This is a genomic window from Prauserella cavernicola (assembly GCF_016595675.1).
Classification (GTDB): Bacteria; Actinomycetota; Actinomycetes; order Mycobacteriales; family Pseudonocardiaceae; genus Prauserella_A; species Prauserella_A cavernicola.
In genome coordinates this window covers 24,414-51,101 of the sequence record NZ_JAENJH010000013.1, presented here as the reverse complement: position 1 = coordinate 51,101, position 26,688 = coordinate 24,414, and the positions used below count along the sequence as shown (strand labels likewise).

The 26,688-nt window shown below is 71.3% G+C and carries 26 protein-coding genes; 11 read left to right on the top strand and 15 right to left on the bottom strand.

What is annotated here, in order from left to right:
- Positions 1-89 precede the first annotated feature (89 nt).
- A complete protein-coding gene (folP, locus tag JHE00_RS32475) occupies positions 90-926 on the bottom strand; it encodes a dihydropteroate synthase (RefSeq protein ID WP_200325636.1) in 837 nt (278 codons plus the stop codon).
- 250 nt (positions 927-1,176) lie between these two features.
- On the opposite strand from folP, the gene JHE00_RS32470 reads away from it, so the two are divergent.
- Positions 1,177-1,317 carry a hypothetical protein gene (locus JHE00_RS32470; RefSeq protein ID WP_200325634.1) on the top strand — a complete coding sequence of 47 codons (141 nt, stop codon included), beginning with the start codon at positions 1,177-1,179 and terminating at the stop codon, positions 1,315-1,317.
- A 19-nt stretch (positions 1,318-1,336) separates the two neighbouring features.
- Here JHE00_RS32470 and JHE00_RS32465 read toward each other — a convergent pair whose 3' ends face one another.
- The 4 genes from JHE00_RS32465 to JHE00_RS32450 form a co-directional block, all read right to left on the bottom strand.
- A complete protein-coding gene (locus tag JHE00_RS32465; RefSeq protein ID WP_200325632.1) occupies positions 1,337-2,281 on the bottom strand; it encodes an anti-sigma factor RsbA family regulatory protein in 945 nt (314 codons plus the stop codon).
- Between the two features lie 120 nt (positions 2,282-2,401).
- Positions 2,402-3,652: a dihydrolipoamide acetyltransferase family protein gene (locus JHE00_RS32460; RefSeq protein ID WP_200325630.1), complete on the bottom strand. Its 1,251-nt coding sequence runs from the start codon at positions 3,650-3,652 to the stop codon at positions 2,402-2,404.
- Complete coding sequence (locus JHE00_RS36260; RefSeq protein WP_200325628.1) at positions 3,649-4,635, bottom strand: alpha-ketoacid dehydrogenase subunit beta; 987 nt, start codon at positions 4,633-4,635, stop codon at positions 3,649-3,651. Before JHE00_RS36260 ends, JHE00_RS32460 begins: the two co-directional genes overlap by 4 nt.
- Entirely contained in the window at positions 4,632-5,699 is a 1,068-nt protein-coding gene (locus tag JHE00_RS32450) for a thiamine pyrophosphate-dependent dehydrogenase E1 component subunit alpha (RefSeq protein WP_200325626.1), read from the bottom strand. The genes JHE00_RS36260 and JHE00_RS32450 overlap by 4 nt, the downstream gene beginning before the upstream one ends.
- A 155-nt stretch (positions 5,700-5,854) precedes the next feature.
- On the opposite strand from JHE00_RS32450, the gene JHE00_RS32445 reads away from it, so the two are divergent.
- Positions 5,855-6,295 carry an Lrp/AsnC family transcriptional regulator gene (locus JHE00_RS32445; RefSeq protein ID WP_200325748.1) on the top strand — a complete coding sequence of 147 codons (441 nt, stop codon included), beginning with the start codon at positions 5,855-5,857 and terminating at the stop codon, positions 6,293-6,295.
- 24 nt (positions 6,296-6,319) lie between these two features.
- Here JHE00_RS32445 and paaE read toward each other — a convergent pair whose 3' ends face one another.
- From paaE to paaZ, 6 genes are read right to left on the bottom strand one after another with little or no spacing between them, the layout of a single operon-like run.
- Positions 6,320-7,402: a 1,2-phenylacetyl-CoA epoxidase subunit PaaE gene (gene paaE / locus JHE00_RS32440; protein ID WP_200325624.1), complete on the bottom strand. Its 1,083-nt coding sequence runs from the start codon at positions 7,400-7,402 to the stop codon at positions 6,320-6,322.
- Between the two features lies 1 nt (position 7,403).
- On the bottom strand, positions 7,404-7,904 hold the full coding sequence (gene paaD / locus JHE00_RS32435; RefSeq protein WP_307832211.1) for a 1,2-phenylacetyl-CoA epoxidase subunit PaaD: 501 nt from the start codon (positions 7,902-7,904) through the stop codon (positions 7,404-7,406).
- Between the two features lie 5 nt (positions 7,905-7,909).
- The gene (paaC, locus tag JHE00_RS32430) at positions 7,910-8,791 is read right to left on the bottom strand and encodes a 1,2-phenylacetyl-CoA epoxidase subunit PaaC (protein WP_200325620.1); all 882 of its coding nucleotides are present in this window, start codon (positions 8,789-8,791) and stop codon (positions 7,910-7,912) included.
- A 9-nt stretch (positions 8,792-8,800) separates the two neighbouring features.
- Positions 8,801-9,085 carry a 1,2-phenylacetyl-CoA epoxidase subunit PaaB gene (paaB, locus tag JHE00_RS32425; RefSeq protein ID WP_200325618.1) on the bottom strand — a complete coding sequence of 95 codons (285 nt, stop codon included), beginning with the start codon at positions 9,083-9,085 and terminating at the stop codon, positions 8,801-8,803.
- Positions 9,082-10,017 carry a 1,2-phenylacetyl-CoA epoxidase subunit PaaA gene (gene paaA, locus JHE00_RS32420; protein WP_200325616.1) on the bottom strand — a complete coding sequence of 312 codons (936 nt, stop codon included), beginning with the start codon at positions 10,015-10,017 and terminating at the stop codon, positions 9,082-9,084. The genes paaB and paaA overlap by 4 nt, the downstream gene beginning before the upstream one ends.
- Complete coding sequence (paaZ, locus tag JHE00_RS32415; protein WP_200325614.1) at positions 10,014-12,059, bottom strand: phenylacetic acid degradation bifunctional protein PaaZ; 2,046 nt, start codon at positions 12,057-12,059, stop codon at positions 10,014-10,016. Before paaZ ends, paaA begins: the two co-directional genes overlap by 4 nt.
- A 175-nt stretch (positions 12,060-12,234) precedes the next feature.
- Between paaZ and paaK the strand changes: the two genes are divergently transcribed.
- The 8 genes from paaK (at position 12,235) to JHE00_RS32375 (ending at position 20,697) form a co-directional block, all read left to right on the top strand.
- Positions 12,235-13,581 (top strand): phenylacetate--CoA ligase PaaK, encoded by a 1,347-nt coding sequence (paaK, locus tag JHE00_RS32410; protein WP_200325612.1) that lies wholly within the window; start codon positions 12,235-12,237, stop codon positions 13,579-13,581.
- 22 nt (positions 13,582-13,603) lie between these two features.
- Positions 13,604-14,221 (top strand): TetR/AcrR family transcriptional regulator, encoded by a 618-nt coding sequence (locus tag JHE00_RS32405; RefSeq protein WP_200325610.1) that lies wholly within the window; start codon positions 13,604-13,606, stop codon positions 14,219-14,221.
- Positions 14,222-14,316: 95 nt separating this feature from the next.
- Positions 14,317-14,613: a hypothetical protein gene (locus tag JHE00_RS35390; protein WP_230425415.1), complete on the top strand. Its 297-nt coding sequence runs from the start codon at positions 14,317-14,319 to the stop codon at positions 14,611-14,613.
- Between the two features lie 89 nt (positions 14,614-14,702).
- Positions 14,703-15,719, top strand: a complete 1,017-nt coding sequence (locus JHE00_RS32395; RefSeq protein ID WP_307832210.1) for a methyltransferase — start codon at positions 14,703-14,705, stop codon at positions 15,717-15,719.
- Between the two features lie 497 nt (positions 15,720-16,216).
- Positions 16,217-18,334: a PQQ-dependent sugar dehydrogenase gene (locus JHE00_RS32390; protein ID WP_230425414.1), complete on the top strand. Its 2,118-nt coding sequence runs from the start codon at positions 16,217-16,219 to the stop codon at positions 18,332-18,334.
- 228 nt (positions 18,335-18,562) lie between these two features.
- On the top strand, positions 18,563-19,213 hold the full coding sequence (locus JHE00_RS32385) for a TetR/AcrR family transcriptional regulator (RefSeq protein WP_200325602.1): 651 nt from the start codon (positions 18,563-18,565) through the stop codon (positions 19,211-19,213).
- Positions 19,214-19,248: 35 nt separating this feature from the next.
- Complete coding sequence (locus JHE00_RS32380) at positions 19,249-19,446, top strand: ferredoxin (protein ID WP_200325600.1); 198 nt, start codon at positions 19,249-19,251, stop codon at positions 19,444-19,446.
- 78 nt (positions 19,447-19,524) lie between these two features.
- Complete coding sequence (locus tag JHE00_RS32375) at positions 19,525-20,697, top strand: cytochrome P450 (protein ID WP_200325746.1); 1,173 nt, start codon at positions 19,525-19,527, stop codon at positions 20,695-20,697.
- A gap of 49 nt (positions 20,698-20,746) precedes the next feature.
- On the opposite strand, the gene JHE00_RS32370 is transcribed toward JHE00_RS32375, so the two are convergent.
- From JHE00_RS32370 to JHE00_RS32360, 3 genes are read right to left on the bottom strand one after another with little or no spacing between them, the layout of a single operon-like run.
- Positions 20,747-22,477 (bottom strand): L-aspartate oxidase, encoded by a 1,731-nt coding sequence (locus tag JHE00_RS32370; RefSeq protein WP_200325598.1) that lies wholly within the window; start codon positions 22,475-22,477, stop codon positions 20,747-20,749.
- A gap of 14 nt (positions 22,478-22,491) precedes the next feature.
- Positions 22,492-23,241: an SDR family oxidoreductase gene (locus JHE00_RS32365; RefSeq protein ID WP_200325596.1), complete on the bottom strand. Its 750-nt coding sequence runs from the start codon at positions 23,239-23,241 to the stop codon at positions 22,492-22,494.
- The gene (locus JHE00_RS32360; RefSeq protein WP_200325594.1) at positions 23,238-24,626 is read right to left on the bottom strand and encodes an NAD(P)/FAD-dependent oxidoreductase; all 1,389 of its coding nucleotides are present in this window, start codon (positions 24,624-24,626) and stop codon (positions 23,238-23,240) included. The genes JHE00_RS32365 and JHE00_RS32360 overlap by 4 nt, the downstream gene beginning before the upstream one ends.
- Before the next feature lie 184 nt (positions 24,627-24,810).
- Between JHE00_RS32360 and JHE00_RS32355 the strand changes: the two genes are divergently transcribed.
- A complete protein-coding gene (locus JHE00_RS32355) occupies positions 24,811-26,049 on the top strand; it encodes an alpha/beta hydrolase (protein ID WP_200325592.1) in 1,239 nt (412 codons plus the stop codon).
- Here the strand turns inward: JHE00_RS32355 and JHE00_RS32350 are convergent.
- Positions 25,991-26,683 carry a class I SAM-dependent methyltransferase gene (locus tag JHE00_RS32350; RefSeq protein WP_230425412.1) on the bottom strand — a complete coding sequence of 231 codons (693 nt, stop codon included), beginning with the start codon at positions 26,681-26,683 and terminating at the stop codon, positions 25,991-25,993. The two genes, JHE00_RS32355 and JHE00_RS32350, sit on opposite strands and share 59 nt — an antisense overlap.
- Positions 26,684-26,688: the final 5 nt, after the last annotated feature.

The window sequence follows — 26,688 nt, the reverse complement described above, 5'->3', positions numbered from 1 at the left end:
TCACACTCGGCCCGCACCCGGCGGGATTCCGTCCTTTTTGCCCGCTTTTGCTGCGGTGCGACGTGCTCCAGGTCGCCGGCGGAGCTGACTCAGCGCAGGCCCCTGACCACCCTGGCCGGAGGTTTCGACCCCTGGATCACCGACACCATGTCCAGCGTCTGGCGCGTCTCGGCGACGTTGTGGGCGCGGAACACGGCCACGCCCTCCCACGCGCACACCGCCGTGGCCGCGAGCGTCCCGTAGAGGCGATCCCCCACGGCGGCGCCGAGCGACTCGCCGACGAAGTCCTTGTTCGACAGCGCCACCAGCACCGGCCAGCCGGTGTCCACCAGCCTGCCGATCTCGCGGGTGAGGGCGAGCGAGTGCCAGGTGTTCTTGCCGAAGTCGTGGGTCGGGTCCACGAGCACGCCCTCGGCGGGCACACCGAGCGCCACCAGCTCGCGGGCGCGTGCGGTCACCTCGTCGATCACGTCGGCGACGATGTCGGGGTAGCGCACCCGGTGCGGCCGGGTACGGGGCGTCGCGCCGCCGGTGTGGGAGCAGACGTAGCCCGCGCCGAACTCGGCCGCCACCTCGGCGAGCCGGGGATCGGTGCCCTCCCACGTGTCGTTGATCAGGTCGGCGCCCTCCTGGCACGAGAGTCTGCCGATCTCGTGGCGCCAGGTGTCGACGCTGATGGCCAGCTCGGGGAACCGGGCCCGCACCTCCGCGACGAAGGGCACCACACGCCGGGTCTCCTCGGCCACGTCGACGTCGTTGCCGGGACCCGCCTTGACCCCGCCGATGTCGATGATGTCGGCGCCGCCCTCGACGGCCCGCTCCACCGCGGCCAGTGCCTCCCCGGTGCCGTAGGTGGCCCCGCGGTCGTAGAACGAGTCGGGCGTGCGGTTGACGATCGCCATGATCAGCGGGCGGTCCCGCCTCATCGGGCGGCCCCGGAACCGGATCTCACGCGGCGTGACGCCTTCCATACCACTTCCTAGCACTGTTGCGAACGACGTCACCGAGTATCGCGGCCCCGCCCGCGAGTCCCCCACTCCGGCCCGCGAGTCCCCCGCCCGGACCAGCGAGTTGCCCGGTCTGGACCCCTCCGACCGGCGAAGATCACACGAATGCCCCAGTTTGAGCGGTCTCTCGACGCGGGTATCCCCTCATCACCCCACTGAAGGAGGCCCTGTGTCCCTCGACCTGCCGCGCGCGGAGAACGACGTAGACGAACCGTACGACACCGAGCCCTGGCTCTCCAGCGAAAGCCGCTGGGCCGTCAGTGTCATCCACGATCGCGTCTCGTCGTTCGCCGGCGCAGAGGACGACTGACGCGAAAGTCTACAGTGGACTAACGGGAGCCGCCGCACACTCGCACGGTGAACCCGTCCGTCCCTCGCAGCAGCGCGACATCGAGGTCGAGCTGGTGGGCCAACCACAGCCCCAGTCCGGAGCCGGTGATCGTGCCGATCGCCGGTACGAGTCCGGCGAGCCGGTTCTCCGGGCCGGGGCCCCTGTCCCGCACGTGCACCACGACGCGGTCCGGTCGCGCCCAGATCCGGACCAGCAGCGGTGGTTCACCGTGCAACAACGCATTGCTGGTGGCTTCCGAGACGGCGAGCACGAGGTCGTTGACGATGCGCTCGGCCACGTGCGCGGCGGCGATCTCGCGCACCGCGGCGCGGGCGCTCGCGGCGCTCGGATCGGCGAGCTCCACCAGCGGCTCACGCGCCTCCAGCGGGTCGGGCACCGGAGCCAGGCCCTCGAAGGTGCCCGGCTCCTCGTAGCGCGGGTTCGCGGTGAGATCGTCGCCGCCGGTCACCAGGTACGGGTGGGTCCGCTCGACAACGTCGGCGACCTCCGGCGCCGTCGCGGTGGCGTCGTACAGACAGCGACCGAGGACGGGGAACTCGTCCCACACCACGTTCACGGCCGACTCGTAGCGGTCCCAGCCCGGATAGCGGGCCCGGTCGTGCGCGTGCGGCACGTCGCCCGCGATCCTGATGCGCGCCGCGCCCTCGCCCACCAGCCGCGCGAACAGTTTCCGGTACGTCGCGATCGCCGCGGCCGGGCATCGGTAGAGATCGTCCACGTAGAGGGCGCCGGGCGGCTCGCCCAGCCAGTCCCGCAGCAGTCCGGCCCGGCGCGGGTCGTAGGCGATGACCACCGGCTCGCCCCGGATGAGTCCCCGTTCGAGGAAGGGCATGACCAGCGCGCGGAACTGCTCGTCCGAGCTGTAGAACCCGCCCTGGTGGACGTGGCCTGGCCGCGGAACCGGGTCCGACACGGCGGTCATCCGGGCCTCCCAGGCTGCTGAAGACCGTGCGGTCGCCGGTCCGGCGGAGTCGCACCGCCACATTCGGTGCCCACGATAGCCGGGAGGACGAGCGCAGGCTCGCCAGTGCTGGCCTCTCCGCTACAGATCCGCCAGCGCCGAGGAGGGCGCCTCGATCGCGTCGGCGACGAACCGCAGGAACCCGGCCGCCGTGCCGCCGTCGCACACGCGGTGGTCGAACACCAGCGACAGCTGCGTGATCTGCCTGGCGACCACCTCGTCCCCGACGATCCACGGACGCGGCAGGATCCGGCCCACACCGAGGATCGCGACCTCGGGGTGGTTGATGATCGCCGCGCTGCCGTCGACGCCGAACGAGCCGTAGTTGTTGAGGGTGAACGAGCCCCCGGTCAGCTCGGCGGCGCCCGCCGACCCGTCCCGCGCGGCGGCGACGGTCCGGCGGAGCTCGGTGTCGAGCTCGCGGGCGGTGAGCCGGTGGGCGTCGCGGACGACGGGCACGACGAGACCCCGCTCCGCCTGCGTGGCGACGCCGAGGTTGACGCCGTCGAGCACCTGGATCTCGCCGTGGTCGGTGTCGACACGGGAGTTCAGCACGGGATAGCGCCGCAGCCCTGCCACGGTGAACCGCGCCAGCAGCGACAGCAGGCCCGTGCCGAGCGACTCGCGCGCGGCGAGCAGTGCGGTGGCGTCGACGTCGACCCACGTGGTCGCCTCCGGGATCTCCCTGCGGCTGCGCGAGAGTGTGCTCGCGATCGCCGCCCGGATGCCCGTCAGTGCCACGCGCCGCGCGATCGGCAGGCCCGTGCGTGCGTCGGTGTCGGCGGTGTCGCTCCCCGGCGCCACGGGAGCCGCCGCGCGCTCGACGTCGGCCCTGGTGATCAGCCCGTCCTGGCCGGTGCCGGTGAGCAGAGCGAGGTCGACGCCCCGCTCCTTGGCGAGCTTGCGCACCAGCGGCGACTTCGCGCGCGGCCGCTCGGCGGTCCCGCTCACGGCGCGGTCGCGCGCGGGCGTCCTGCCACGCGCGCGGCGCCTGCGGGTGCGGCCCGGCTCGCTCGTGCCGTAGCCGATCAGCACGTTGCCCGAGCCCGCGCGCTCCTCCTCGACGTAGGTGGCCGCGGCCGGTTCGGTGGCTCCGGTGCCCACGGTGATCAGCGGCTGCCCGACGAGGATCGTCGCGCCCTCGCTGCCGTGCAGCGTCGCGACCGTGCCCGCGTAGGGCGAGGGCACCTCGACCATGGCCTTGGCGGTCTCCACCTCGGCGACCGGCGCGTCGATGGCGATCAGCTCGCCCTCGGCCACCAGCCAGCGCACGAGCTGGGCCTCGGTGAGCCCCTCGCCGAGGTCGGGCAGGGTGAAGGTCAGCTCGCTCATGTCTCGTCCCACTGCAGTGCGTCGACGGCGTCGAGGATCCGGTCCGGTGAGGGCAGGTGGTGGCGTTCCAGCTTCGGCGGCGGGTACGGGATGTCGAAGCCGGTGACCCGGCGCACGGGCGCCTCCAGGTGGTGGAAACAGCGCTCGCCGATGCGCGCGGCGATCTCCGAGGCCACCGACGCGAAGCCCTGCGCCTCGGCCACCACCACCGCGCGGCCCGTGCGGCGCACCTGCGCGAGCACGGTCTCCTCGTCGAACGGCACGATCGAGCGGAGGTCGACCACCCCGAGGTCCCTGCCCTCGGTGGCGGCCAGCTCCGCGGCGGCGAGCGCGACGGGCACCGAGGGCCCGTAGGCGACGAGCGTGGCGTCGCGGCCCTCGCGCCGCACCACCGCCTGGCCGATCGGCGGCACCGGCGTGGCCGTGTCCACCTCCTCGCGCGTGAAGTAGTGCCGCTTGGGCTCGAGGAAGATCACCGGGTCCGGGTGCTCGATCGCGGCGCGCAGCAGGCCGTAGGCGTCGGCGTTGGTCGCGGGCGCCACCACGGTCAGGCCGGGGGTGTGCGCGTAGTAGGCCTCCGAGGAGTCGCAGTGGTGCTCGACGCCGCCGATGCCGCCGGCGTAGGGCACGCGCACCACGACGGGCAGCCGCACCCTGCCGCGCGTGCGGTTGGCCATCTTCGCCAGGTGGCTGGTGATCTGCTCGAACGCCGGGTAGGCGAACGCGTCGAACTGCATCTCGATCACGGGCCGGAAGCCGTTCATCGCCATGCCGATGGCCAGTCCCGCGATGCCCGACTCGGCCAGCGGGGTGTCGAAGCAGCGCTGCTCGCCGAAGGTCTCGGTGAGCCCGTCGGTGACGCGGAAGACGCCACCCAGCGGGCCGACGTCCTCGCCGAAGACCACCACCGACTCGTCGGCGGTCATCGCGTCGCGCAGCGCGGTGTTGAGCGCCTGCGCCATGGTCAGTTTGGTCGCGGTCATGAGTGCACCTCGGCGGTGAGTTCGGCGGCCAGCAGCTCGGCCTGCGCGGCCAGGTGCGGCGCCGGGCCCGCGTAGACGTGGGCGAACAGCTCGGCGGGGTCGGGCTCGGAATCGGCGGACAGTCCCGTGCGCAGGTAGGCGGCGGTCTGTTCGGCGGACTCGGCGATCGCGCGTTCCTCCTCGTCGTCGAGCACGCCCGCCGCCCGAAGGTGGGCGCGCAGCCGCACCAGCGGGTCGCGCCGCGCCCACTCGGTGACCTCGGCGTCGTCGCGGTAGCGGCTCGCGTCGTCGGCGTTGGTGTGGGCGTCCATGCGGTAGGTGTCGGCCTCCATCAGCGTCGGCCCGTCGCCGCCCGCGGCGCGGCGCACGGCCTCGCCGAGCACGGCCGTCAGCGCGGCGACATCGTTGCCGTCGACCAGCGCCGAGGGCATGCCGTAGCCCTCGCCCTTGGCCGCGAGCGAGCTCGCCACCGACTGCCGGGCCAACGGCACCGAGATCGCGTACTTGTTGTTCTGCACCAGAAACACCACGGGCGCGCGGAACACGGCCGCGAAGTTCAGCGCCTCGTGGAAGTCACCCTCGCTCGTGGCGCCGTCGCCGCACAGCGCCAGCACGACGGTGTCCTCGCCCTTGAGCCGCGCGGCGTGCGCCACGCCGACGGCGTGCGGGAGCTGGGTGGCCAGCGGCGTCGCCTGCGGAGCGACGTGGTGGCGCATCGGGTCGTACCCGCAGTGCCAGTCGCCGCTCAGCAGCAGCATCACCTCGACGGGATCGACGCCGCGCTCCACCGCGGCCACCGAGTCGCGGTAGGTCGGGAAGAGCCAGTCGCCGTCGCGCAGCACCGCCGCGGCCGCCACCTGGCAGGCCTCCTGCCCGTGTGAGGACGGGTAGACCGCGAGCCGTCCCTGCCGCACCAGCGCACTCGCCTGCTCGTTGAACCTGCGGCCCCGGACCAGCGCGCGGTAGTGCTCCAGCAGCTCACCGGGCGCGGGCAGCGCGTACCGGTCGTCGCCGGACGCGCTGCCGTCGGGTTCGATCAACCGCACCAACCGCAGCTCACTCATGGACACCTCCGCAGAAGACAGAACGCCACAATCGTCGCGATGCTGGTAACTTCTGCATAGCATCAGCACTGAATCCGAGACGGACAGCCGAGTTTCGAGCGAAGGAACGCCAGATGTCCAACCCGATCGACGCTGCGGCCCCCGAGACTGGACGGATGGCCGCACTGGACACTGTGGACACAGCGATCCTGCGGGAGCTCACCCAGGACGGGCGGATCGCCGTGCGGGCGCTGGCCGAGCGGCTCAACATCTCGAGGGCCAACGCCTACAACCGGCTGGAGCGACTGAAGAAGACCGGTGTCATCACGGGATTCACGGCCGTGATCGACCCGGCGCGCGCGGGCCTGTCGACGTCTGCCTACGTCACGCTCAACGTGCGCCAGAACTCGTGGCGCGACCTCACCGAGCACCTGCGCAGCATTCCCGAGGTCAGGCACATGGCACTGGTGGGCGGCGAGTTCGACGTGATGCTGCTGGTGCGCACCACCGACAACGAGCACCTGCGGCGCGTGGTGCTCGAACAGTTGCAGAGCATCCCGGGCGTGCTCGCCACGCGGACGCTGCTGATCTTCGACGACATCGGCAACGGCGGCTGAGCACCGCCGCCGATGTCGTCTCGCTCAGACGTCGTAGTCGACGGTGAGGCTCTCGGACACGGGAAGAGACTGGCACGTCAACACGAAACCGGCGTCCACTTCGGACTTCTCGAGCGCGTAGTTGCGGCGCATGTCCACCTTGCCGTCGGTCACCTTGGCGCGGCACGTGCCGCACACGCCGCCCTTGCACGCGAACGGCAGGTCGGGCCTGGCCCGCTGCGCGCCGTCGAGCACGGAACGGTCCTGCTCCAGCGCGACGGTGGTGGACCTGCCGTCCAGCACGATCGTCACCTCGCTGGTCGGGCCGGTGACGGGCGCGTCCTCGTGGCGCACCGGTGCGGGTGGCGTGGCGTCGACGAAGAACAGCTCCTGGTGGATCCGCTCGGCCGCCACCCCGGCCCGGCTCAGTTCCTCCCGCGCCGTGGTGACCAGGTCGAACGGGCCGCACAGCCACCAGTGATCCACGCGGTCGAGGTCGCCGAGCAGCGGCCGCAGCGCCGTCAGCTTCTCGGCGTCGAGCCGCCCGGAGAACAGCTCCGCCTCCCTCGGCTCGCGCGAGAGCACGTGCACCAGCTCGAGCCGGGACGGATAGCGGTCCTTGAGGTCCGCGAGCTCGTCGGCGAACATCACGGTGTCCGTACGCCGGTTGCCGTAGAGCAGGGTCACGGTCGCGCCGGGCTCGCGCAGCACCGTCGCGACGATCGAGAGCACCGGCGTGATCCCGGAGCCCGCCGCGATCAGCACGTGATGGGCCGGCACCGCGGGTTCCGGCGTGAAGGTGCCGGCCGGGGTGCCCACCTCGATGCTCTCGCCCGGCCGGACGTCGCGGACCAGCCAGCTGGAGAACAGACCGCCGGGCACCTCCCGCACGCCGATCCTCGGCGCCGTGCCCTCGGCCGCGCAGATCGAGTACGAGCGGCGTTCCTCCCGCTCGCCCTCGCGCCGTCGCAGGGTCAGCGACTGGCCCGCGCGGAAGGCGTAGCGCTCGGCCAGCTCCGGCGGGACGTCGAAGGTGATGGCCACGGCGTCGTCGCACAGCGGGGTCACCTCGGCGACGGTGAGCGCGTGGAACTCCCCGCGCAGCCGGGACGTCGTGCTCGCGGTCAACTCAGATCTCCTTGACGTGGTCGAACGGTTCGTGGCACGAGCGGCAGCGGTGCAGCGCCTTGCACGCGGTGGAGCCGAACTCCGAGAGCAGCTCCGTGTCGCCCGTGCCGCAACGCGGGCAGCGCACGCTCCGCGCGGGCGGGCCCAGCGTCAGCGGCACGGGCCCGGTGTGCCGCGGCGCAGCGCCGGGCGGGGAGATCCCGGCCTCGGCGAGCTTGCGGCGCCCGTCGTCGGTGATCCAGTCACTCGACCACGCGGGCCGCAGGACGGTGCGCACCTCCACCTCGGCGTATCCGGCGCCCGAGAGTGCGTGCACGAGGTCGTCGCGCATGGTGTCCATCGCGGGGCAGCCCGAGTAGGTCGGCGTGATCGCCACGACCACGCGTCCGTCCTGTTCGGACACCTCGCGCAGCACTCCGAGGTCGGCGAGGGTGAGCATCGGCAGCTCCGGGTCGGTCACGGTGGCGGCGACGGCGTGCGCGCTCACCTCGTCGCTCGCCACGGCGCTCACCACGTCGCCCCCGGGTTCGCCCTGGCCACGCTCTGCAGCTCGGCCAGCAGGAATCCCATCGACTCGGTGTGCACGCCGTCGCGACCGGCCCTGCCCGCCACGCCGGGAATCCCGGGCACCTCGGGCGCGTCGAGGGTCGCGGCACGCAGCACCTGGCCGAGCACGTCGTCGAACTCCGCGCGCAGCACCGACGGGTCCACGGCGACTCCGGCCTCGGCGAGCCGCAGCTCCACGGCGTGCGGGGTGAACAACTCGGCCACGTAGGGCCACACCGCGGCCAGGCCGGCCGTCATCCGCTCGCGGGAGAACTCCGTGCCGTCGCCGAGGCGCACGGCCCACTGGGCGGCGTAGTCGCGGTGGTAGGTCAGCTCCTTGACGCCCTTGGCCGCGATGGCCGCGAGCACCGGGTCTCGCGAGCCGGTGAGCCGCTGGACCAGCGCGAGGCGCCACGTGGAGCACACCAGCAGCCGCGCGATCAGCTCGCCGAAGTCGCCACGGGGCAGCTCGGCCAGCCGCACGTTGCGGAACTCGTGCTCGGCGCGGAGGAACGCCAGCGCGTCCTCGTCGCGGCCCGCGTCCTCGGCCCTGCCCGCGCGGGCGAGCAGCAGCCGCGCCTGCCCCAGCAGGTCGAGGCCGATGTTGGCGATCGCGACCTCGTCCTCCAGCTCGGGGGCATGGGTGCACCACTCCTGCAACCGGTGCGACAGGATCAGCGCGTCGTCGCCGAGCATGAGGCAGTACGCGGCCAGATCGGCACCGTCCACACCGGACGGAACGGTGGTGTCGACTCCCTCGAGCGGATCGGTGAAGCCGGTGCCGAAGGCCCAGCGGGAGTCGTTCTCCTCGGTGATCGCCTCGTAGGCGTTGTCGAAAGACACGGGCGGTCCTTAGATGTGCGGAACGTCGTCGGGGATGTCGTAGAACGTGGGGTGGCGATACACCTTGTCTCCACTCGGCGCGAAGAACGGGTCCTTCTCGTCCGGGCTCGACGCGGTGATGTCGGCGGCCCTGACCACCCAGATGCTCACGCCCTCGTTGCGCCGCGTGTAGAGATCACGTGCGTGGTGCAGCGCCATCTCGTCGTCGGCCGCGTGCAGCGACCCGACGTGCACGTGATTGAGTCCGCGCTTGCCCCGCACGAACACCTCGTAGAGCGGCCACTCGCTTCTCATGCCGCGCTCCCCCGCCTCTCGTCGTTCTTGCGCGCGTGCGCCGCGGCGGCCTCCCGCACCCAGGCGCCCTCGTCGTGGGCGGCCTTGCGGTGCGCGACGCGCTGGGCGTTGCACGGCCCGTTGCCGGACACCACCTGTTTGAACTCGGCCCAGTCGATCTCGCCGAAGTCGTGGTGCTCACGTTCGGCGTTCCACCGCAGGTCCGGGTCGGGCAGGGTCACGCCCAGCGCGTCGGCCTGTGGCACGCTCATGTCCACGAAGCGCTGCCGCAGCTCGTCATTGGTGTGGCGCTTGATCTTCCACTCCATCGACTGCGCGGTGTGCGACGAGTCGGCGTCGGGCGGGCCGAACATCATCAGCGACGGCCACCACCAGCGGTCCACGGATTCCTGCACCATCGCGCGCTGCTGCTCGGTGCCGCGCATCATCGTCATCAGCAGTTCGTAGCCCTGCCGCTGGTGGAAGGACTCCTCCTTGCAGATGCGGATCATCGCCCGCGCGTAGGGACCGTAGGAGCTGCGGCACAACGGCACCTGGTTGCAGATCGCGGCGCCGTCGACGAGCCAGCCGATCACTCCGACGTCGGCGAAGGTCAGCGTCGGGTAGTTGAAGATCGACGAGTACTTCTGCCGCCCGGTGACAAGCTTCTCGGTGAGCTCAGCCCGGTCGGCGCCCAGCGTCTCGGCCGCCGAGTACAGGTACAGCCCGTGCCCCGCCTCGTCCTGCACCTTGGCGAGCAGGATCGCCTTGCGCCGCAACGACGGCGCGCGCGTGATCCAGTTGCCCTCCGGCTGCATCCCGATGATCTCGGAGTGCGCGTGCTGCGCGATCATCCGCACCATCGTGGAGCGGTAGGCGTCGGGCACCCAGTCCCTCGGCTCGAGGCGCTGGTCGTGCGCGATCGTCTCCTCGAACTGCAGTTCCAGACTCACTTCGCCTCCTTGGACACCAGGGTGAGCACGTCGTAGCGCGCCACCGAGTCGCCGTCGGCGTTGGTGACGTCGGTGTCCCAGCGCACCTCGCCGTAGTCGGCGTTCTCGCGCGGGGTGATCTGCTTGCACGTCAGGGTCACGCTCAGCGCGTCGCCGGGCTTGACCGGCGTGAGGAACCGCAGGTTCTCCAGGCCGTAGTTGGCGAGCACCGGCCCGGGCTCGGGCGAGACGAACAGGCCGGCCGCGAACGACACGACCAGGTAGCCGTGGGCCACGATGCCGCCGAAGAGCGGGTTGGCCGCGGCCGCCTGCTCGTCGGTGTGGGCGTAGAACGTGTCGCCGGTGAACTCGGCGAAGTGGGCGATGTCCTCGGGCGTGACCGTGCGCGGGCCCGCCACCACGGTGTCGCCGACGCGCAGCTCGGCCAGCGGCTTGCGGAACGGGTGCGTGCCCTCGCGCCGTGGCGCGCCGGGAACGAACTGCCCGGTGACGGCGCTGAGCACCGTCGGGCTCGCCTGCACCGCGGTGCGCTGCAGGTGGTGCAGCACGCTGCGGATGCCGCCCAGCTCCTCGCCGCCGCCCGCGCGACCGGGGCCGCCGTGCACCAGCGCGGGCAGCGGCGAGCCGTGCCCGGTGGACTCCTTGGCGTTGTCGGCGTCGAGTACCAGGAGCCTGCCGTGCCACGGCGCGGCGCCGAGCACGACCTCGCGCGCGAACTCCGGGTCGCCGGTGACGACCGAGCCGGCGAGGCTGCCCTGACCGCGCGCGGCGAGCGCCACGACCTGCTCGGCCGAGGTGTAGGGCAGCAGCGTCGACACGGGCCCGAACGCCTCCACCTCGTGCGGCTCGGCGCGGTCGGGATCGTCGGCACGCAACAGGATCGGCGACAGGAACGCGCCCCGTTCGGCGTCGGCGTCGACGACGTCCACGCGCTCGGGGTCGCCGAAAACGATCCGGCCCGCCTCGTTCAGCGCCTTGAGCGAGCGGCGGACCTCCTCACGCTGCTCCAGGCTCGCGAGCGCGCCCATGCGCACGCCCTCGCTCGCGGGGTTGCCGACGGTGGTCTTCGCCAGGCGGGCGCTGACCGCCTCGGTGACGTCGTCCAGCAGCTCGGCGGGCACGAAAGCGCGCCGGATCGCGGTGCACTTCTGGCCCGCCTTGACGGTCATCTCGGTGACCAGCTGCTTGACGTAGAGGTCGAACTCCGCCGTCCCCGGCGTCGCGTCGGGGCCGAGGATCGAGCAGTTCAGCGAGTCGGCCTCGGCGTTGAAGCGCACGGAGTTGCGCACGATCGCCGGGTGGGCGCGCAGTCGCTGCGCGGTGGAGGCCGAGCCGGTGAACGACACCAGGTCCTGCCCGCCCACGTGGTCGAGCAGGTCGCCCGCGCCGCCGCACAGCAGCTGCAGCGTGCCCTCGGGCAGCAGCCCTGAGCCGAGCATCAGCTCGACGAGCTTCTCGGTGAGGTAGGCGGTCTGGCTCGCGGGCTTGACCAGGCTCGGCACGCCGGCCAGGAACGCGGGAGCGAACTTCTCCAGCGGTCCCCAGACCGGGAAGTTGAAGGCGTTGATCTGCACCGCCACGCCGCGCAGCGGGGTGGCGATGTGCCGGCCGACGAACGTGCCGCCCCTGCCGAGGGGTTCAACGGGGCCGTCGACGTAGACCGTGTCGTTGGGCAGTTCGCGGCGACCCTTGCTCGCATAGGTCAGCAGCACACCGATGCCGCCGTCGACGTCGAACTTCGAGTCGCCGAGCGTGGCACCCGTGCGTGCGGACAGCGCGTACAGCTCGTCGCGGTGCTCGCGCAGATGCCCGCCGAGGGCTTTGAGCAGCGCGGCGCGCTGGTGGAACGTCAGCTCGCGCAGTGCGGGACCTCCGACGGTGCGGCCGTGCTCCAGCGCGGCCGCCTTGTCGATGCCCTCCGAGGAGACCCTGGCGACGACCTCGCCCGTGACCGCGTCGTGCAGCGGCGCCCCGTCCCCTGACGGCGTGTGCCAGCCGCCGCTCACGTAGCTGCGCAACAGCGCCGTCGCGTTCCCACCCATCGAGCCTCCTCGATTTACCAACCGAACGTTCAGGAAATCATGGTAGCGTGCTCACAGCGCGAGCGAAAGCGGCCGTGCACTCTTGACACTGTGCCGGGTGCTGGATTTACTAAGTTCGCCCGAATAACCGTCCATTCGGTCAGTAAGCACCGCAGCGGCGCGGAGGAGTCCCAGCATGACGACCACGTACGGCGACGCCCCGGGGGCCGGACGGCGCGCGGGCGCCCCGGCGACCGACGAGCTCTCCGCGGCCGAGCGGCTCAGCACCGACGAACTGCGCGCGCTCCAGCTCGAGCGGCTGCGATGGACGCTGCGCCACGCCTACGAGAACGTGCCGAGCTACCGCGCGAAGTTCGACGCGGCCGGCGTCCACCCCGACGACTGCCGGGAACTGTCCGACCTCGCGAAGTTCCCCGCCACCACCAAGGACGACCTGCGCCAGAACTACCCGTTCGGGATGTTCGCCGTCCCGCAGGAACGGGTGCGGCGCATCCACGCGTCCAGCGGCACCACCGGCAAGCCCACCGTGGTCGGCTACACCGAGGACGACATCGACACCTGGGCCACGGTGATGGCGCGCTCGATCTTCGCCGCGGGCGGGCGACCGGGACACAAGGTGCACGTCGCCTACGGCTACGGGCTGTTCACGGGCGGGCTCGGCGCGCACTACGGCGTCGAGAAGCTCGGCTGCACGGTGATTCCCGCCTCCGGCGGCATGACCGCGCGGCAGGTGCAGCTCATCACCGACTTCCGTCCCGAGGTCATCATGGTGACGCCGTCGTACATGCTCACGCTGCTCGACGAGTTCGAGCGCCAGGGCATCGACCCGCGCACCAGCTCACTGCGCGTCGGTATCTTCGGCGCCGAGCCGTGGACCGAGCAGCTGCGCACCGAGATCGAGCAGCGCGCGAACCTCGACGCCGTGGACATCTACGGGCTGTCCGAAGTGATGGGTCCCGGCGTGGCACAGGAGTGCGCGGAGACCAAGGACGGGCTGCACGTGTGGGAGGACCACTTCTACCCCGAGGTCGTCGATCCGCTCGACGGCTCGGCGCTGCCCGACGGCGAGTACGGCGAGCTGCTGTTCACCTCGCTCACCAAGCAGGCGCTGCCGATCATCCGCTACCGCACGCGCGACCTCACCACACTGCGGCCCGGCACCGCGCGGCCCGCGTTCCGCCGCATGGACAAGGTGACGGGCCGCAGCGACGACCTGATCATCCTGCGCGGGGTCAACGTGTTCCCCACGCAGATCGAGGAGATCGTGGTGGGCACGGCCGGACTCTCGCCGCACTTCCAGCTGCGGCTCACGCGCCGGGACCGCAGGGACGAGCTGACGGTCGTGGTGGAGGCGCAGGCGGACACCGCGGCGGACCGGCGGGCGGGCGCCGCGACCGAGATCGCCGCGAGGATCAAGGACGGGGTCGGCGTCACCGTGGGCGTGGACGTGGTGGACCCCGAGACGCTGGAGCGCTCGGTCGGCAAGCTGCGCCGGGTGATCGACCAGCGCCCGTCCGACTGAGCAGAGCTGGGACAATCGGACCATGACCGACACACCGCGAGCCAGACCCGCCCGGCGCGGCAGACCTGGCTACGACCTGGAGTCCTTGCTGACGGTGGCGGTCAAGCTGTTCAACGACCGGGGCTACGACGGCACGAGCATGGAGGACCTCTCCCGCAAGCTCGGCATCACCAAGTCCGCGATCTACCACCACGTGCCCAGCAAGCAGGAGCTGCTGCGGCTGGCCGTGAACCGGGCGCTCGACGGCCTGTTCGCCGAGGTCGGCAAGCTCGAGAACGTCGAGGGCAGGGCGATCGACCGGCTGGAGCACCTCGTGCGCGGCAGTGTGCTCGTGCTGGTCGACCGGCTGCCGTTCGTCACGCTGCTGCTGCGTGTGCGCGGCAACACCAAGGTCGAGCGCGACGCGCTGGCCCGCAGGCGCGAGTTCGACCACATCGTCACCGACCTGGTGGGCAAGGCGATCGCCGACGGCGACCTGCGCACCGACGTCGATCCGGCCACCGCGGCCCGTCTGCTGTTCGGCATGGTCAACTCACTGATCGAGTGGTACCGCCCGCGCGGCGGACTCCGCGGGCCCGAGCTGGCCGACATGGTCGCCACCGTCGCGTTCGACGGCCTGCGGGTGCGCGACCAGCAGTGACACCGACAGCCCGCATCGGGTGACGGCGATGCGGGGTCCATGCGCAACGCCTAATGTCTCGACTGTCAGCCCTTCTCGACCGACAGGAGAGCACGATGACCACCGCGCACACCGAGCACGCGGGCCACGACCACCTGCACGGCGACGGGTGCGGCCACGTCACCGTCCCGCACGGCGACCACGTCGATTATGTCCACAATGGCCATATGCACCGTGCGCACGACGGGCACTTCGACGAGTGCGAGCCGTCCGGGCACCACAGCCACGACGGGCACGACCACGCACACGGTGACGGCTGCGGGCACGTGGCGGTGCCGCACGGCGACCACGTCGACTACGTGCACGACGGTCACCGTCACGCCACGCACGGCGACCACTACGACGAGCACTGACGAACACTGACCAGTACTGAGAATTTCCCCACCGTGCCGCCGACGGCACACTTTGCGGGACCTCTCCGACCCTGATTAGGTTTCTGATCATGAGCGGATATACGACTCATGACCAGCAAGCAATGGTGTCGGTGATCAGCGGGCACTTCGTCAGTCAGATGGCACGAACACTGGCGGAGCTGCGCATTCCTGATCTCCTGCACGACCAACCACGATCAGCGAAGGAGATCGCCGACGCGGCGGGCACCCATCCTGAGGCGACCAGGCGGCTCATGCGGTGCGCTGTCTACACGGGTCTCGCCGCCTTTTCCGACGACACCGAGAACTTCTCGTCGACACCACTGCTCGACCGGCTCCGCGCCGACGCGCCGGACTCACTGCGCAGCCTCGCGATCGCCTGGAACAGCCCCGGCCACTGGAAGCAGTGGGAGCGCCTGCCCGACGCCGTGCGCGCCGGGCACGAGCAGTCGAAAGCCGCTCACGGCAAGCCGATCTGGGAGTATTTCGCCGAGAACCCCGGGGAGGCCGACCTCTTCTCCCAGGGCGCCGCCGAGCTCACCGCGCCGGTGGTCCGCGAGGCCATCTCCTCGATCCCCACCACCCCCGGCGATGTCGTCGTCGACGTCGGCGGCGCCACCGGCACGTTCGTACTGGAGATGCTCGAGCGGCACCAGGGCACCACCGGAGTCGTCTTCGACCTCCCCCACGTCATGGACGCCGCGAAGCAGACGATCGCGGACCGCGGACTCGCGCAGCGGTGCAGCGCCGAGTCCGGCGACTTCTTCACCTCGGTGCCCGAAGGGGATCTGTACCTGTTGAAGTTCATCCTGCACGACTGGGACGACGACGCCTGCGTCACGGTGCTCGAACGCTGCCGCGCCGCGATGAAGCCCTCCGGCCGCATCGTCATCGTCGACATGGTGATCGGGCCCCCGGCCACGCCCGGTTCCGCGGCGCTGATGGACCTGAACATGCTGAGCATGACCGAGGGCCACGAACGCGAACTCGCCGATCTGGACCGGATCTTCGCCGCGGCGGGTCTGCGCCGTTCGACCACGACCGCGCTCGCCGAGCCCTACTTCGCCGTCGAAGCCGTCGCCGTCTGATCGGCCCAGCGGCCTTGCTCCGCGTGGTGCGCGACGTCGTTCGCGCACCACGCGGCCCGGGGGCCACGCCGACGTCTCTCCGTCGCGCCCCCGGCCTCGCGCACGTCCTCGAATCCGTGTGACACAAACGATCTTGTGTTCAACACGGACATCTTTTTGTTGACTGCGATCACAAGTGCCCTTACTGTTCGACACTGCGAAGACACCCGGCGTGGGGCGCTCGCGGCGACCCCGCTTTGAGCACTACCGAGTCGAAGAAGGTAGGGGTCACCGCGTGAGCATCCGCTCAGGTCCGCGCCGGCGCGACCGATTTCCCCAGCGCGGAACCTTCTTCAGCACGCTCTTCCCACCTGCCTGTGTCCGGATCCCGAGGTGGCCGACCCCGGTCTTCGCGCATCGAGACCTGGGCCGGTGCCCAGGTCTCGTCTCCTGGATCGAATCCTCCCCATCTCCACCGACACAGTGACGAGAGGTAGGTGACCATGCGAATACCACGCATGGTGGCACTGGTTGCCGCGGCGGGAGTTGTCCTCGCCCTCACCCCCGCGACATCCACGGCGACATCGGCGTCGGCGCGGAAACCCGCGCCACCGCCCGATTCCGCCTTCCAGAAGGTGACCCTCAACGACTCCCCCGGCGAACCGGTCGACCTGGCGGTACTGCCGGACGGCCGGGTCCTGCACACCACGCGCGCCGGCGAACTCTGGCTGCACGACCCCGACACCAGGCTGAACACGCTCGCGGCGGAACTGGACGTCTACACCCACGACGAGGAAGGGCTCCAGAGCGTCGCGGTGGACCCCGGCTTCAACGGCAAGAGCAACCGCTGGATCTATCTGTACTACGCGCCACCGATGGACACGCCGGTGGACGACCCGGCCACCCCTGACGTCAACGAGGGCGACGCACCGTTCACGGGAACCCCGGAGGATTTCGCGCCGTTCGAGGGAATCCAGCGCCTGTCGCGGTTCCAGCTCAAGGGCAACGAACTCGACCTGTCCACGGAGCAGGAGATCCTGGAGGTCGACGAGGACCGCGGGATCTGCTGCCACGTGGGCGGTGACATCGTCTTCGACGGCAAGGGAAATCTCTATCTCTCGACGGGCGACGACACCAACCCGTTCGAGTCCGACGGCTACACGCCGATCGACGAACGGGGTGACCGCAACCCCGCTTTCGACGCCCAGCGCACGTCGGCCAACACCAACGACCTGCGCGGCAAGGTGCTGCGGATCCGTGTGCAGAAGGACGGGTCCTACACCATCCCCGCCGGCAACCTCTTCAAGCCCGGCACGGTGTCGACCCGGCCGGAGATCTATCTGATGGGGCTGCGCAACCCGTTCCGGATCGAGGTCAGCGACTCCGGCGAGCTCTACGTCGCCGACTACTCACCGGACGCCAACGTGGCCGACCCCGAGCGGGGACCCGAAGGTCAGGGCCGCTGGTTCGCGACCAGGGAAGCCGGCAACTACGGCTGGCCCTACTGCGTCACACCGGACCTGCCCTATGTCGACTACGACTTCGCCACCGAGCAGTCGGGCGAGCCGTTCGACTGCGCGGAGCCGGTGAACGAGTCACCGCACAACACGGGCCTCACCGAGCTCCCACCGGTCGAGCAGCCCGACGTGTTCTACACCTACACCGAGTCGGAGCAGTTCCCGGAGCTCGGCTCCACGGGCGGCATCGGCCCGATGGCCGGGCCCTCCTACGACCACGACCCGCGCACCGAACGGGGCCGCGCACCGGTGGCCTGGCCGAAGTACTACGAAGGCATGCCGCTGTTCTACGAGTGGACCCGCGACTACATCAAGGGATTCCGTCTCGACCGTGGCCGTGAGCTGACCTCCATCGAGGACGTAATTCCCTCGATCCCGGTGTCCGGTCCGATCGACATGGAGTTCGGCCCCGACGGCGCGCTCTACGTGCTGGAGTACGGCAAGGGCTACTTCGCCGAGAACCCCGAGGCGCAGCTGGCGCGCATCGACCACATCGGCAGGAACGGCAACCACACGCCCGTTCCCGTCGTGACGGCCGACGTCGACAATGGACAGTCACCGCTCACCGTCAACTTCTCCAGCGCGGGAACACAGGACCCCGACAGTGACCGGCTGCGCTACGAATGGGACTTCGACTCCGACGGCGACATCGACTCCCGGCAACAGAACCCGCGCCACACCTACCGGGAGAACGGCGTCTACACCGCGACGCTGAAGGTGACCGACATCGGCGGCAAGCACCGTGGCCGCAGCGCCTCGGCCGAGGTGGACATCGTGGTGGGCAACGAAGAACCCGTCGTCACGTTCGTCAGTCCCGTGCAGGGCCAGCCCTTCTCGTTCGGTGACGTCGTGCGGTACGAGGTCGCGGTGACCGACGACCAGGCCGTCGACTGCTCGCGGGTGCAGGTGACCTACATCCTCGGGCACGACGACCACGGCCACCCGATCACGACGGCGACCGGCTGCACCGGGTCGTTCGTCACAACTGTGCCGGAGGGCCACGATCCCGAGACCGACAACCTGACCGGCGTGTTCAACGCGACCTACACCGACCCGGGCGGCGACGGAGCACCGCCGCTCACCGGATCGGCCCAGGTCGTACTGCAACCGACGCACTAACAGCGACCCGTGGCGTCCCGGGCCGGTCCCGGGACGCCACGGGCGCACGACCCGGCACAATTTAAATCAATCACTTGACTTACTCCCCGGATCGTCGGTTAACTGACCACCGAGTCGAGGCCGATCCGGAGGAGGACCCACGGTGAGCGAGACCCGCACCGCGACGGTGCCGAGCAGTCCGTTCGCCGTGCCGGACGGACCACGCACGGTCCCGGCGAGGTGGTGAGCGTGCCGGGCGGAACGGCGCGCGCCGACCGGGTCAGCGCCACCCGCGAGGCGATCCTCACCGCGGCGGAGCGGCTGTTCGCCGAGCACGGGGTGTTCGCCGTGTCCAACCGCCAGATCAGCGAGGCCGCGGGTCAGGGCAACAACGCCGCGGTGAACTACCACTTCGGCACCAAGGCCGACCTGGTGCGCGCCATCGTGCGCAGGCACAGCGACGAGATCGAACGTATCCGTGCACGACTGGTCGACGAGAGCGGCGACTCCACGGACACCCGCGACTGGGTGGCCTGTCTCGTGCGTCCCTCCACCGAGCACCTCGCCGACCTGGGCCCGCCCACGTGGTTCGCCCGCTTCGGCGCGCAGGTGATGACCGACCCGACGCTGCGCGAGACCATGGCGGCCGAGTCGCTGACCTCCCCGCCCCTGGTGCGAACACTGGACGGGCTCAACCGCTGCCTTCCCGAACTGCCGGTCGAGGTGCGCATGGAGCGCGGCGACATGGCCAGGCAGCTGATGGTGCACCTCGTCGCCGAGCGCGAACGTGCCATCGCCGACGGCACGCCCACCCCCCGGGCGAGCTGGCACGAGGCCGCCGACGGCCTCATCGACGCGATCGTGGGGCTCTGGCACGCCCCCGTCGTCTCCCGCGACTGACGCGCGGACCCACCACGAACGAAGGAGAACCGAGGATGAAGGTCGTTGTCGACGAGGACAGGTGCTGCGGCGCGGGGTCCTGCGCAATGGTGGCGCCCGAGGTCTTCGACCAGCGCGAGGACGACGGCATCGTCGTCCTGCTGGACGCGGAGCCGACGGACGGACTGCGGGCGACGGTGCGGGAGGCGGCCGACCTCTGCCCCGCCGGCGCGATCACGCTCGGCGACGCCTGAGTCCGTTGTAGACCGTCCCGATTGGAGCCGACCGTGACCACCACGCACAGCGCCGAGGCCGACGCACCCGAGTTCCCCATGCCCAGGGCGGCGCGCTGCCCGTTCGACCCACCACCCGAGGCCAAGGCCAAGCAGGAGGAGGGTCCGCTGGCCCGGGTCCGGCTATGGGACGGCAGGACACCGTGGCTGGTGACCCGCTACGCCGAACAACGGGCGCTGATGGCCGATCCCCGGGTGAGCTCGGACATCCGCAGGCCCGGCTACCCCAGCCCGGCGCCGGTCACCGGCGAGGGCTCGAAGATCAGCTTCATCCTGATGGACGATCCGGAGCACGCCCGGCTGCGGCGCATGGTCACCGCGCCGTTCGCGGTCCGGCGGGTCGCCGCGATGCGGCCCGCCATCCAGAAGATCGTCGACGACCTCATCGACGAGATGCTCGCCGGGCCGAAGCCGGTGGACCTCGTGGAGGCGTTCGCGCTGCCGGTGCCGTCGCTGGTGATCTGCGAGCTGCTCGGGGTCCCCTACTCCGACCACGACTTCTTCCAGGACAACAGCAAGGTCATGATCCGGCAGACCACCGCTGTCGAACAGCGCCAGGCCGCGATCGGCGCGCTCGCCGCCTACCTGGACGAGCTGGTGGGAGCCAAGCTCACCGAGCCGGGCGACGACCTGCTCTCCGGGCTGGCCTCCCGCGTCGAGGCGGGCGAGCTGACCCGGGCGGAGGCGGCACAGATGGGCGTGCTGCTGCTCGTCGCCGGGCACGAGACCACGGCGAACATGATCGCGCTCGGCACCCTCGCACTGCTGGAGCACCCCGAGCAGCTGGCCCGCCTGCGCGACACCGACGACGAGAAGCTGGTGAGCACGGCGGTCGAGGAGCTGCTGCGCTACCTCAACATCACCCACAACGGCCGCCGCCGCGTCGCCACCGAGGACATCGAGATCGCGGGCGAGACGATCAAGGCGGGCGAGGGCATCATCCTGGCCAACGACATCGGCAACCGGGACCCGGAGGTCTTCGCCGACCCGGACCGGCTCGACGTCGGCCGCGACGCCAGGCGGCACATCGCGTTCGGCTTCGGCGTGCACCAGTGCCTCGGCCAGTCACTGGCCCGGCTGGAGCTGCAGGTCGTCTACAGCACGCTCTACCGCCGGATCCCGACCCTGCGCGCGGCGACGGAGCTGGATGAGATCCCGTTCAAGCACGACGGCGCGGTCTACGGCGTGTACGAACTGCCGGTGACGTGGTGAGCTGAGCGCCCGGTGCGCCTCCATGCCGAGGCGCACCGGGCCCGCCCTGCTACTCGACGAGCTTGCCCTCCGACGAGACCTCCCGCATGAGCGCGGTGATCTCGTCGGGCACCGGGGGCAGCTCCTCCCGTTCGATCCGGCCGGGGCCCGCCCACACGAGGTTCACGCGCTGTGCCGGGTCGAGTTCCGGGAAGTCGGCGCGGTTGTGGCAGCCCCGGGTCTCCGTGCGCGCCAGCGCCGCCTCGAGCGTGGCGCGGGCCGCGAGCGCGGAGGCCTTGAGGTCGAAGGCGTGTGCCAGGTCGCCGTAGCCCGCCAGGTCGGGGTGCACGCCGACCTGGGTGATGCGTTCCTCGAGCTCGTCGAGCTCGGCCAGCCCCTTGCGCAGTCCGGTCTCGTCGCGCACCACGCCCGCGTGCTCGGTCATCGTGTCGCGCACGGCCCGTTGCAGGGCGCGCACGTTCTCCGGGCCATCGGCGGCGAGCAGCTCGTCCACCTCCGCACGGGCCTCGGCCAGCGCCTCCCGCGACCGGCGCTGGGCGGGCAGCTCCGCCGAGTAGCGCGCCGCGTCCTCGCCGACGATCCTGCCGTACACCAGCAGCTCGATCAGCGAGTTGCCGCCGAGGCGGTTGGCGCCGTGCAGCCCGCTGGAGGCCTCGCCGATGGCGTAGAGGCCGTCGACACCGGTGCCGTGGTCCTCGGGCCGCACCCACACGCCGCCCATCGAGTAGTGCGCGGTGGGCGCGATCTCGATCGGCTCGCGGGTGATGTCGAGCATCTGCAGTTCCAGCAGCGTCTGGTAGACCCGCGGCAGCCTGCTCATGATCGTCTCGCGCGGCAGGTGCGACACGTCGAGCCAGACGCCGCCGCGCGGGGTTCCCCTGCCCTCCTTGATCTCGGTGAAGGCGGCGAGCGCGACACGGTCTCGGGTGGACAGTTCGAGCCGTTCGGGGTCGTAGCGGGCCATGAACCGCTCCCCGTCGGCGTTGCGCAGGATTCCGCCCTCTCCCCTGGCGGCCTCGGACACGAGCGTGCCCGCCGCGTTCTCGGGCTCGATCAGGCCCGACGGGTGGAACTGCACCAGCTCGGGGTCGCGGATGCGCCCGCCCGCGAGCACGGCGAGCCGGAACGAGTCGCCGGTGTTCTCGTCTCGCCGCGACGACGTGCGCCGCCAGATGCGGGTGTGCCCGCCCGCGGCCAGCACCACCGCGTCGGCGTGGATCACGTAGCGCTGCCCGGTCTCGAGGTCGAAGCCATAGGCGCCGAAGACCACGTTGTCGCGCACGAGGATCCTGGTGACGTAACACGTGTCGAGCACAGGGACCTTGAGCTGCGCGGCCCTGTTCACCAGCGTCCGCTGGATCTCCAGCCCGGTGTAGTCGCCCGCGAACGCGGTGCGCCGGTAGGTGTGCGCACCGAAGAAGCGCTGCGAGATGCGGCCGTCGTCCTCCCGCGCGAAGGGCATCCCCCAGCGCTCGAGGTCGCCGATGCCGCGCGCGCCCTGCTCGGCCACGGTCCGCACGATGTCGGGATGGGCGAGCAGATAGCTCTCCTTGATGGTGTCGGCGGCGTGCTGCTGCCAGCTGTCCTCGACGTCCATCGTGGACAGTGCCGCGTTGATGCCGCCCGCGGCGAGCGTGGTGTGGGCGTCGGAACGGGGCCGCTTGCCGAGCACGAGCGTGTCCACGCCGCGTTCGGCCAGCTCGATGGCGGCCCGCAACCCGGCTCCGCCCGTGCCGATCACGAGCACGGAGGTGGCGAGCTGCTTCTCGGGATGGGTCATCGGTACTCCTTCGGTCAACGTACGTCGAGTGCAAGCCAGTCGGCGAGGCGGGTGCTCGCGATCTCGGCGCCGGGTGCGGGCAGCAGGCTGTCCCGTCGCACGGGCGCGCCGAAGTACCCGGCGGCCGGATCGGTGACGACCTCGCGCGGGTCGGAGCGCGCGGCGAGCACGGTGCGGATCCACTCGTCGAGCCCGAGCTCCTCGGGCCCGGCCACCTCGAGCGTGCCGTCGAGCGGCGGCCCGGCCGCGACGCGGGCGACGGTCGCGGCGACCTCGGCGGAGGCGACCGGCCGCACCCCGGCACCGGGCAGCCGCACGGCGCTGTCCTGTGTGGACGTATCGGCGATGCCGCCCGCGAACTCGAAGAACTGGGTGGCGTGCACCAGAGAGTAGGGCAGGCCGGAGTCGGTGATCAGTCGTTCCTGCGCCACCTTCGCGCGGAAGTAGCCGGACTCGGGCAGGCGGTCGGTGCCCACCACCGACAACGCGACGTAGTGGCCCACACCGGCCTCCTTCGCGGCCTCGATCAGCGTGGTGGTGGAGGTGCGGAAGAACGCCATGACCTCGTCCGCGGCGAAGGACGGCGAGTTCGACACGTCCACCACCACCTGTGTACCGCGCAGGGCCTCCCGCACGCCGTCACCGGTGACGGTGTTCACGCCGGTTCCCGGTGAGGCGGGCACCACGTCGTGGCCGTGCTCGCGCAGCCACGTGACGACCTGCGAGCCGATCAGGCCGGTGCCACCGATGACGACGATCCTCATGGCTGGTCCCCTTCCGTACTGGGTCTGCTGGTTGGAGCGGGTGGGATGGGTGGAACGGGTGGTGCGGCCGGTCGCGGGGCGCCACCGGAGACGAACGCGTCGCGCGGGTGCTCCACCGAGGCCAGCGACACGACGTCGCGGCCGAAGAGCCCGGCGGTGAGCCAGACGACGAGCACGCGGACCTTGCGTTCCCAGGTCGGCACGGCGAGCACGTGATAGCCGCGGTGCATCAGCCACGCGAGCACCCCCGTGATCACGATCCGCCGGTACTGGAAGATTCCGTGCCCGATGCCGAGCGTGGCGATGGCGCCGAGGCTGCGGTGTACGTACGGCTCGGGTTCGCGCCCGCGCAGGCTGGCCACGATGTTGCGAGCGAGCAGCTTGCCCTGGCGGAACGCGTGCTGCGCGTTGGGCACCGTCCGGGTGCCGGCCGCGGGCGCGACGAGGTCGGGCACGGCGGCGTCGTCGCCCGCGGCCCAGGCGTCGGCGACGGGCTCGGCCTCGGTGCCCACGCGCAGGTCGGGGCGCACCACGATGTGGCCGTGCTCGTCGACGGGCAGGTCCGTGTGCTTGTCGACGACGGGGTTGGCCGCGTTGCCCGCGGTCCACACGATGAGCTCCGAGTCGAACTCCTCGCCGGTCGAGAGCACGACGTGCCCGTCGACGGCGGAGGTGACCGTGGTGCGCAGGTGCACGCGGGCGCCGCGGCACCGCAGCGACTCGACCACCCAGCGGCCCGGCCGGTCGGTGACCTCGGGCAGGATCCGCTCGCCCGCCTCCACGAGGTGGAAGCGCACCTCGTCTCGCCGGATCTCGGGGTAGCGGCGCACCAGGGCGTGGGCGAGCGAGAGTGCCTCGCCGAAGCCCTCGACGCCCGAGAACCCGCCGCCGACGACCGTGACGGTGAGCAGCCGCTGCCGCATCGGCCCTGGTGGCAGCACGGCCGCCCGGTCGAACGCGGTCAGCAACCGGTCGCGGATCGCCACGGCCTCCTCGACGTGTTTGAGGCCGATCGCCTCCTCGGCGATGCCGGGCACCGGGAACTTGCGGGTCACCGCGCCCGCGGTGACCACGATGACGTCGTAGCCGAGCTCGAACTCGGTGCCCTCGGCCGGTTGCACCGTGACCCTGCGGTGCTCGTGGTCGATCACCGTCACCCAGCCGGAGACGAGCCGGGTGCGGCGCAGGTGCCTGCGATGCGACACCGCGGCGTGCCTGGCCTCGACGGAGCCCGCGACAACCTCTGGCAGAAAGGGCTGGTAGGTCAGGTAGGGGCGGGGGTCGACGACGGTCAGCTCGGCCTCACCCGGCCGGAGCCGCCGCTCCAGTTTCCACGCGGCGTAGAACCCCGCGTACCCACCGCCGACGATCAGGATCCGCTTCATGGCGTCTCTCCCGTTCTGGTGCCCACACTGTGAGGACTACGCGGCGACCAGGAATGTGACAGCTCGTGCAGTCTTCTGGGTCACACGTCGAGCGGGCAGGGGCCAGCGGCCCCATTAGTCCACAATGGACGACGCTCGCCCGTGGTACCGTCGCGGTGCGGCCGTCGACGGGAGCGAGGAACCTGTGGGGGATCAGTACGCGGGGTTTCACCTCGCCGCGCAGAAGCGGGCCGCGCGGGGCGACCTGCACCGCATCCGGAGGCCACTCGGCCACGGCGCGTTCGACCTGACCTACGTGCGCACCGGCAGCGGCGACGGACCACCGGTGTTCGTGCTGCCCGGTGGCCCCGGCCTCGCGTCGGTGCTGCCCTACGAGCAGTTCCGCGACCTCGCCACCGCCCGCGGGCTGGACGTGCTGATGATGGAGCACCGCGGCGTGGGCTTCTCCCGGCGCGACGTGTCCGGTGTGGACCTTCCGTGGGCCGAGCTGTCCGTCGACGCCGTCCTCGACGACATGGCCGCCGTGCTGGACGACTGCGGCGTGCGCCAGGCGATCGTCCACGGCAGTTCGTACGGCTCGTACCTGGCGGCCGCCTTCGGTGCCCGGCATCCCGAGCACGTGGCCGGGATGGTGCTCGACTCACCGACGCTGGGAGCGAGCACGGAAGCCGTGGCCACGGCCACCATCCGCAGGCTGTTCTGGGACGGCGACGACGAGCGCACCCGGGAGTCCGCGCGCACGGTGCGGTTCCTGGTCGAGAACGGGCTGGTGCCAGCCGGCGAGGCGGCGCGGGTCGTCCAGGTGACCTACGAGTTCGGCGGGCTCGCGCTACTGGACCGGCTGCTCGGCGCGGTGCGCGACGGCCGGGGCGGGCGCACCTGGCGCTGGATCGCCCAGAGCGGCGAGTCCGAACTGACCACGCCCGTGCCCTACGTGATGGAGTTCGATCTCGTGGGCGCCATCGCCTACCGCGAACTGGGTCACGGCACCGCCTCCGACGGCGGGCCCCTGGACCTGAGCCGGTCGCGGGCCGCGCGGCAGGGCGACTTCCCGCTCTACGAGGGCGACGCCGTCGACCTGCCCGCCGCACTGCCCCACTTCACCTGGCCGACCGTGGCCGTCTCGGGCGAACGGGACCTGCGCACGCCGCGCAGTGTGGCCGAGCAGGTGGTGGAGCTCGTCCCGGACGCGGTGCTGCTGCCGATCGACGACCTCGGGCACAGCGCGCTGGACGGCCACCCGCTCGCGACCCTGCTCGCGGCGGACGCGATCCGGCACGGGTCCCACACCCGGCTGCCGGAGCTCGCCGGCCGCATCTCCACGATGTCCCGGCACGGCAGGCAGCGGATGCTCGACCCGCTGATCAGCGCCCGGCTGGTCCTCGACCGCGTGCTGCCCAGAACCCCGCCTGGGTCCGGGTGATCGTCGCGAGCCAGGCCGGGGCGCCGTCCTCGTCGTGGAACCGGGTGCGGATCCGCTCGCGTTCGACGGCGGCGACGTGCCAGTCCCCGGTGCCGAACGCGGCCCGCACGTCGTCCTCGCGCACGGGGTGCGGGCCGGTGCCCGGGCCCGCGTCGCTGAAGCACAGCACGTACACCGTCGCACCGGGGCCGGTCACCGACGCCAGGCTCGCCGCGTAGCGGGGCCGCTCGACGCCGTCGAAAGTGTGCAGCAGCCCGCAGTCCAGCACCGTCGCGAACCGGCGGCCCAGGAGGTCCAGGCGCAGCGCGTCCGCGACGGCGAACTCGGCGTCGACGCCGCGGGCTCGCGCCTTCTCCCGGGCCATCGCCAGCGCCGTCTCGGCGACGTCGACGCCCAGCACGGTCAGTCCCCGCGAGGCGACGAGCAGCGCGTTCTCTCCGGTGCCGCACCCCGCGTCGAGCACCGGACCCGTGAGCCCGGGCGCGAGACGCACGAAGGCGGGCTGCGGAGCGCCGATGTCCCACGGCGCGGGGCCATCGCGATACGAGGCGTCCCAGTGCAGGCCCGTCATCCGCTCGTGACTGGTCGGCGGGCGGGCCGCGAACGGTTCTCCGGCCGGGTGCGTCATCGTCATCGCCT

Bases quoted from the DNA above. Each gene is read 5' to 3' on its own strand.
- folP (WP_200325636.1), bottom strand. From the start codon at position 926: ATGAGGCGGGACCGCCCGCTGATCATGGCGATCGTCAACCGCACGCCC.
- JHE00_RS32465 (WP_200325632.1), bottom strand. From the start codon at position 2,281: ATGACCGCCGTGTCGGACCCGGTTCCGCGGCCAGGCCACGTCCACCAG.
- JHE00_RS32460 (WP_200325630.1), bottom strand. From the start codon at position 3,652: ATGAGCGAGCTGACCTTCACCCTGCCCGACCTCGGCGAGGGGCTCACC.
- JHE00_RS36260 (WP_200325628.1), bottom strand. From the start codon at position 4,635: ATGACCGCGACCAAACTGACCATGGCGCAGGCGCTCAACACCGCGCTG.
- JHE00_RS32450 (WP_200325626.1), bottom strand. From the start codon at position 5,699: ATGAGTGAGCTGCGGTTGGTGCGGTTGATCGAACCCGACGGCAGCGCG.
- JHE00_RS32445 (WP_200325748.1), top strand. From the start codon at position 5,855: ATGGCCGCACTGGACACTGTGGACACAGCGATCCTGCGGGAGCTCACC.
- paaB (WP_200325618.1), bottom strand. From the start codon at position 9,085: ATGAGAAGCGAGTGGCCGCTCTACGAGGTGTTCGTGCGGGGCAAGCGC.
- paaZ (WP_200325614.1), bottom strand. From the start codon at position 12,059: ATGGGTGGGAACGCGACGGCGCTGTTGCGCAGCTACGTGAGCGGCGGC.
- paaK (WP_200325612.1), top strand. From the start codon at position 12,235: ATGACGACCACGTACGGCGACGCCCCGGGGGCCGGACGGCGCGCGGGC.
- JHE00_RS32405 (WP_200325610.1), top strand. From the start codon at position 13,604: ATGACCGACACACCGCGAGCCAGACCCGCCCGGCGCGGCAGACCTGGC.
- JHE00_RS35390 (WP_230425415.1), top strand. From the start codon at position 14,317: ATGACCACCGCGCACACCGAGCACGCGGGCCACGACCACCTGCACGGC.
- JHE00_RS32395 (WP_307832210.1), top strand. From the start codon at position 14,703: ATGAGCGGATATACGACTCATGACCAGCAAGCAATGGTGTCGGTGATC.
- JHE00_RS32390 (WP_230425414.1), top strand. From the start codon at position 16,217: ATGGTGGCACTGGTTGCCGCGGCGGGAGTTGTCCTCGCCCTCACCCCC.
- JHE00_RS32380 (WP_200325600.1), top strand. From the start codon at position 19,249: ATGAAGGTCGTTGTCGACGAGGACAGGTGCTGCGGCGCGGGGTCCTGC.
- JHE00_RS32375 (WP_200325746.1), top strand. From the start codon at position 19,525: ATGCCCAGGGCGGCGCGCTGCCCGTTCGACCCACCACCCGAGGCCAAG.
- JHE00_RS32370 (WP_200325598.1), bottom strand. From the start codon at position 22,477: ATGACCCATCCCGAGAAGCAGCTCGCCACCTCCGTGCTCGTGATCGGC.
- JHE00_RS32365 (WP_200325596.1), bottom strand. From the start codon at position 23,241: ATGAGGATCGTCGTCATCGGTGGCACCGGCCTGATCGGCTCGCAGGTC.
- JHE00_RS32360 (WP_200325594.1), bottom strand. From the start codon at position 24,626: ATGAAGCGGATCCTGATCGTCGGCGGTGGGTACGCGGGGTTCTACGCC.
- JHE00_RS32350 (WP_230425412.1), bottom strand. From the start codon at position 26,683: ATGACGATGACGCACCCGGCCGGAGAACCGTTCGCGGCCCGCCCGCCG.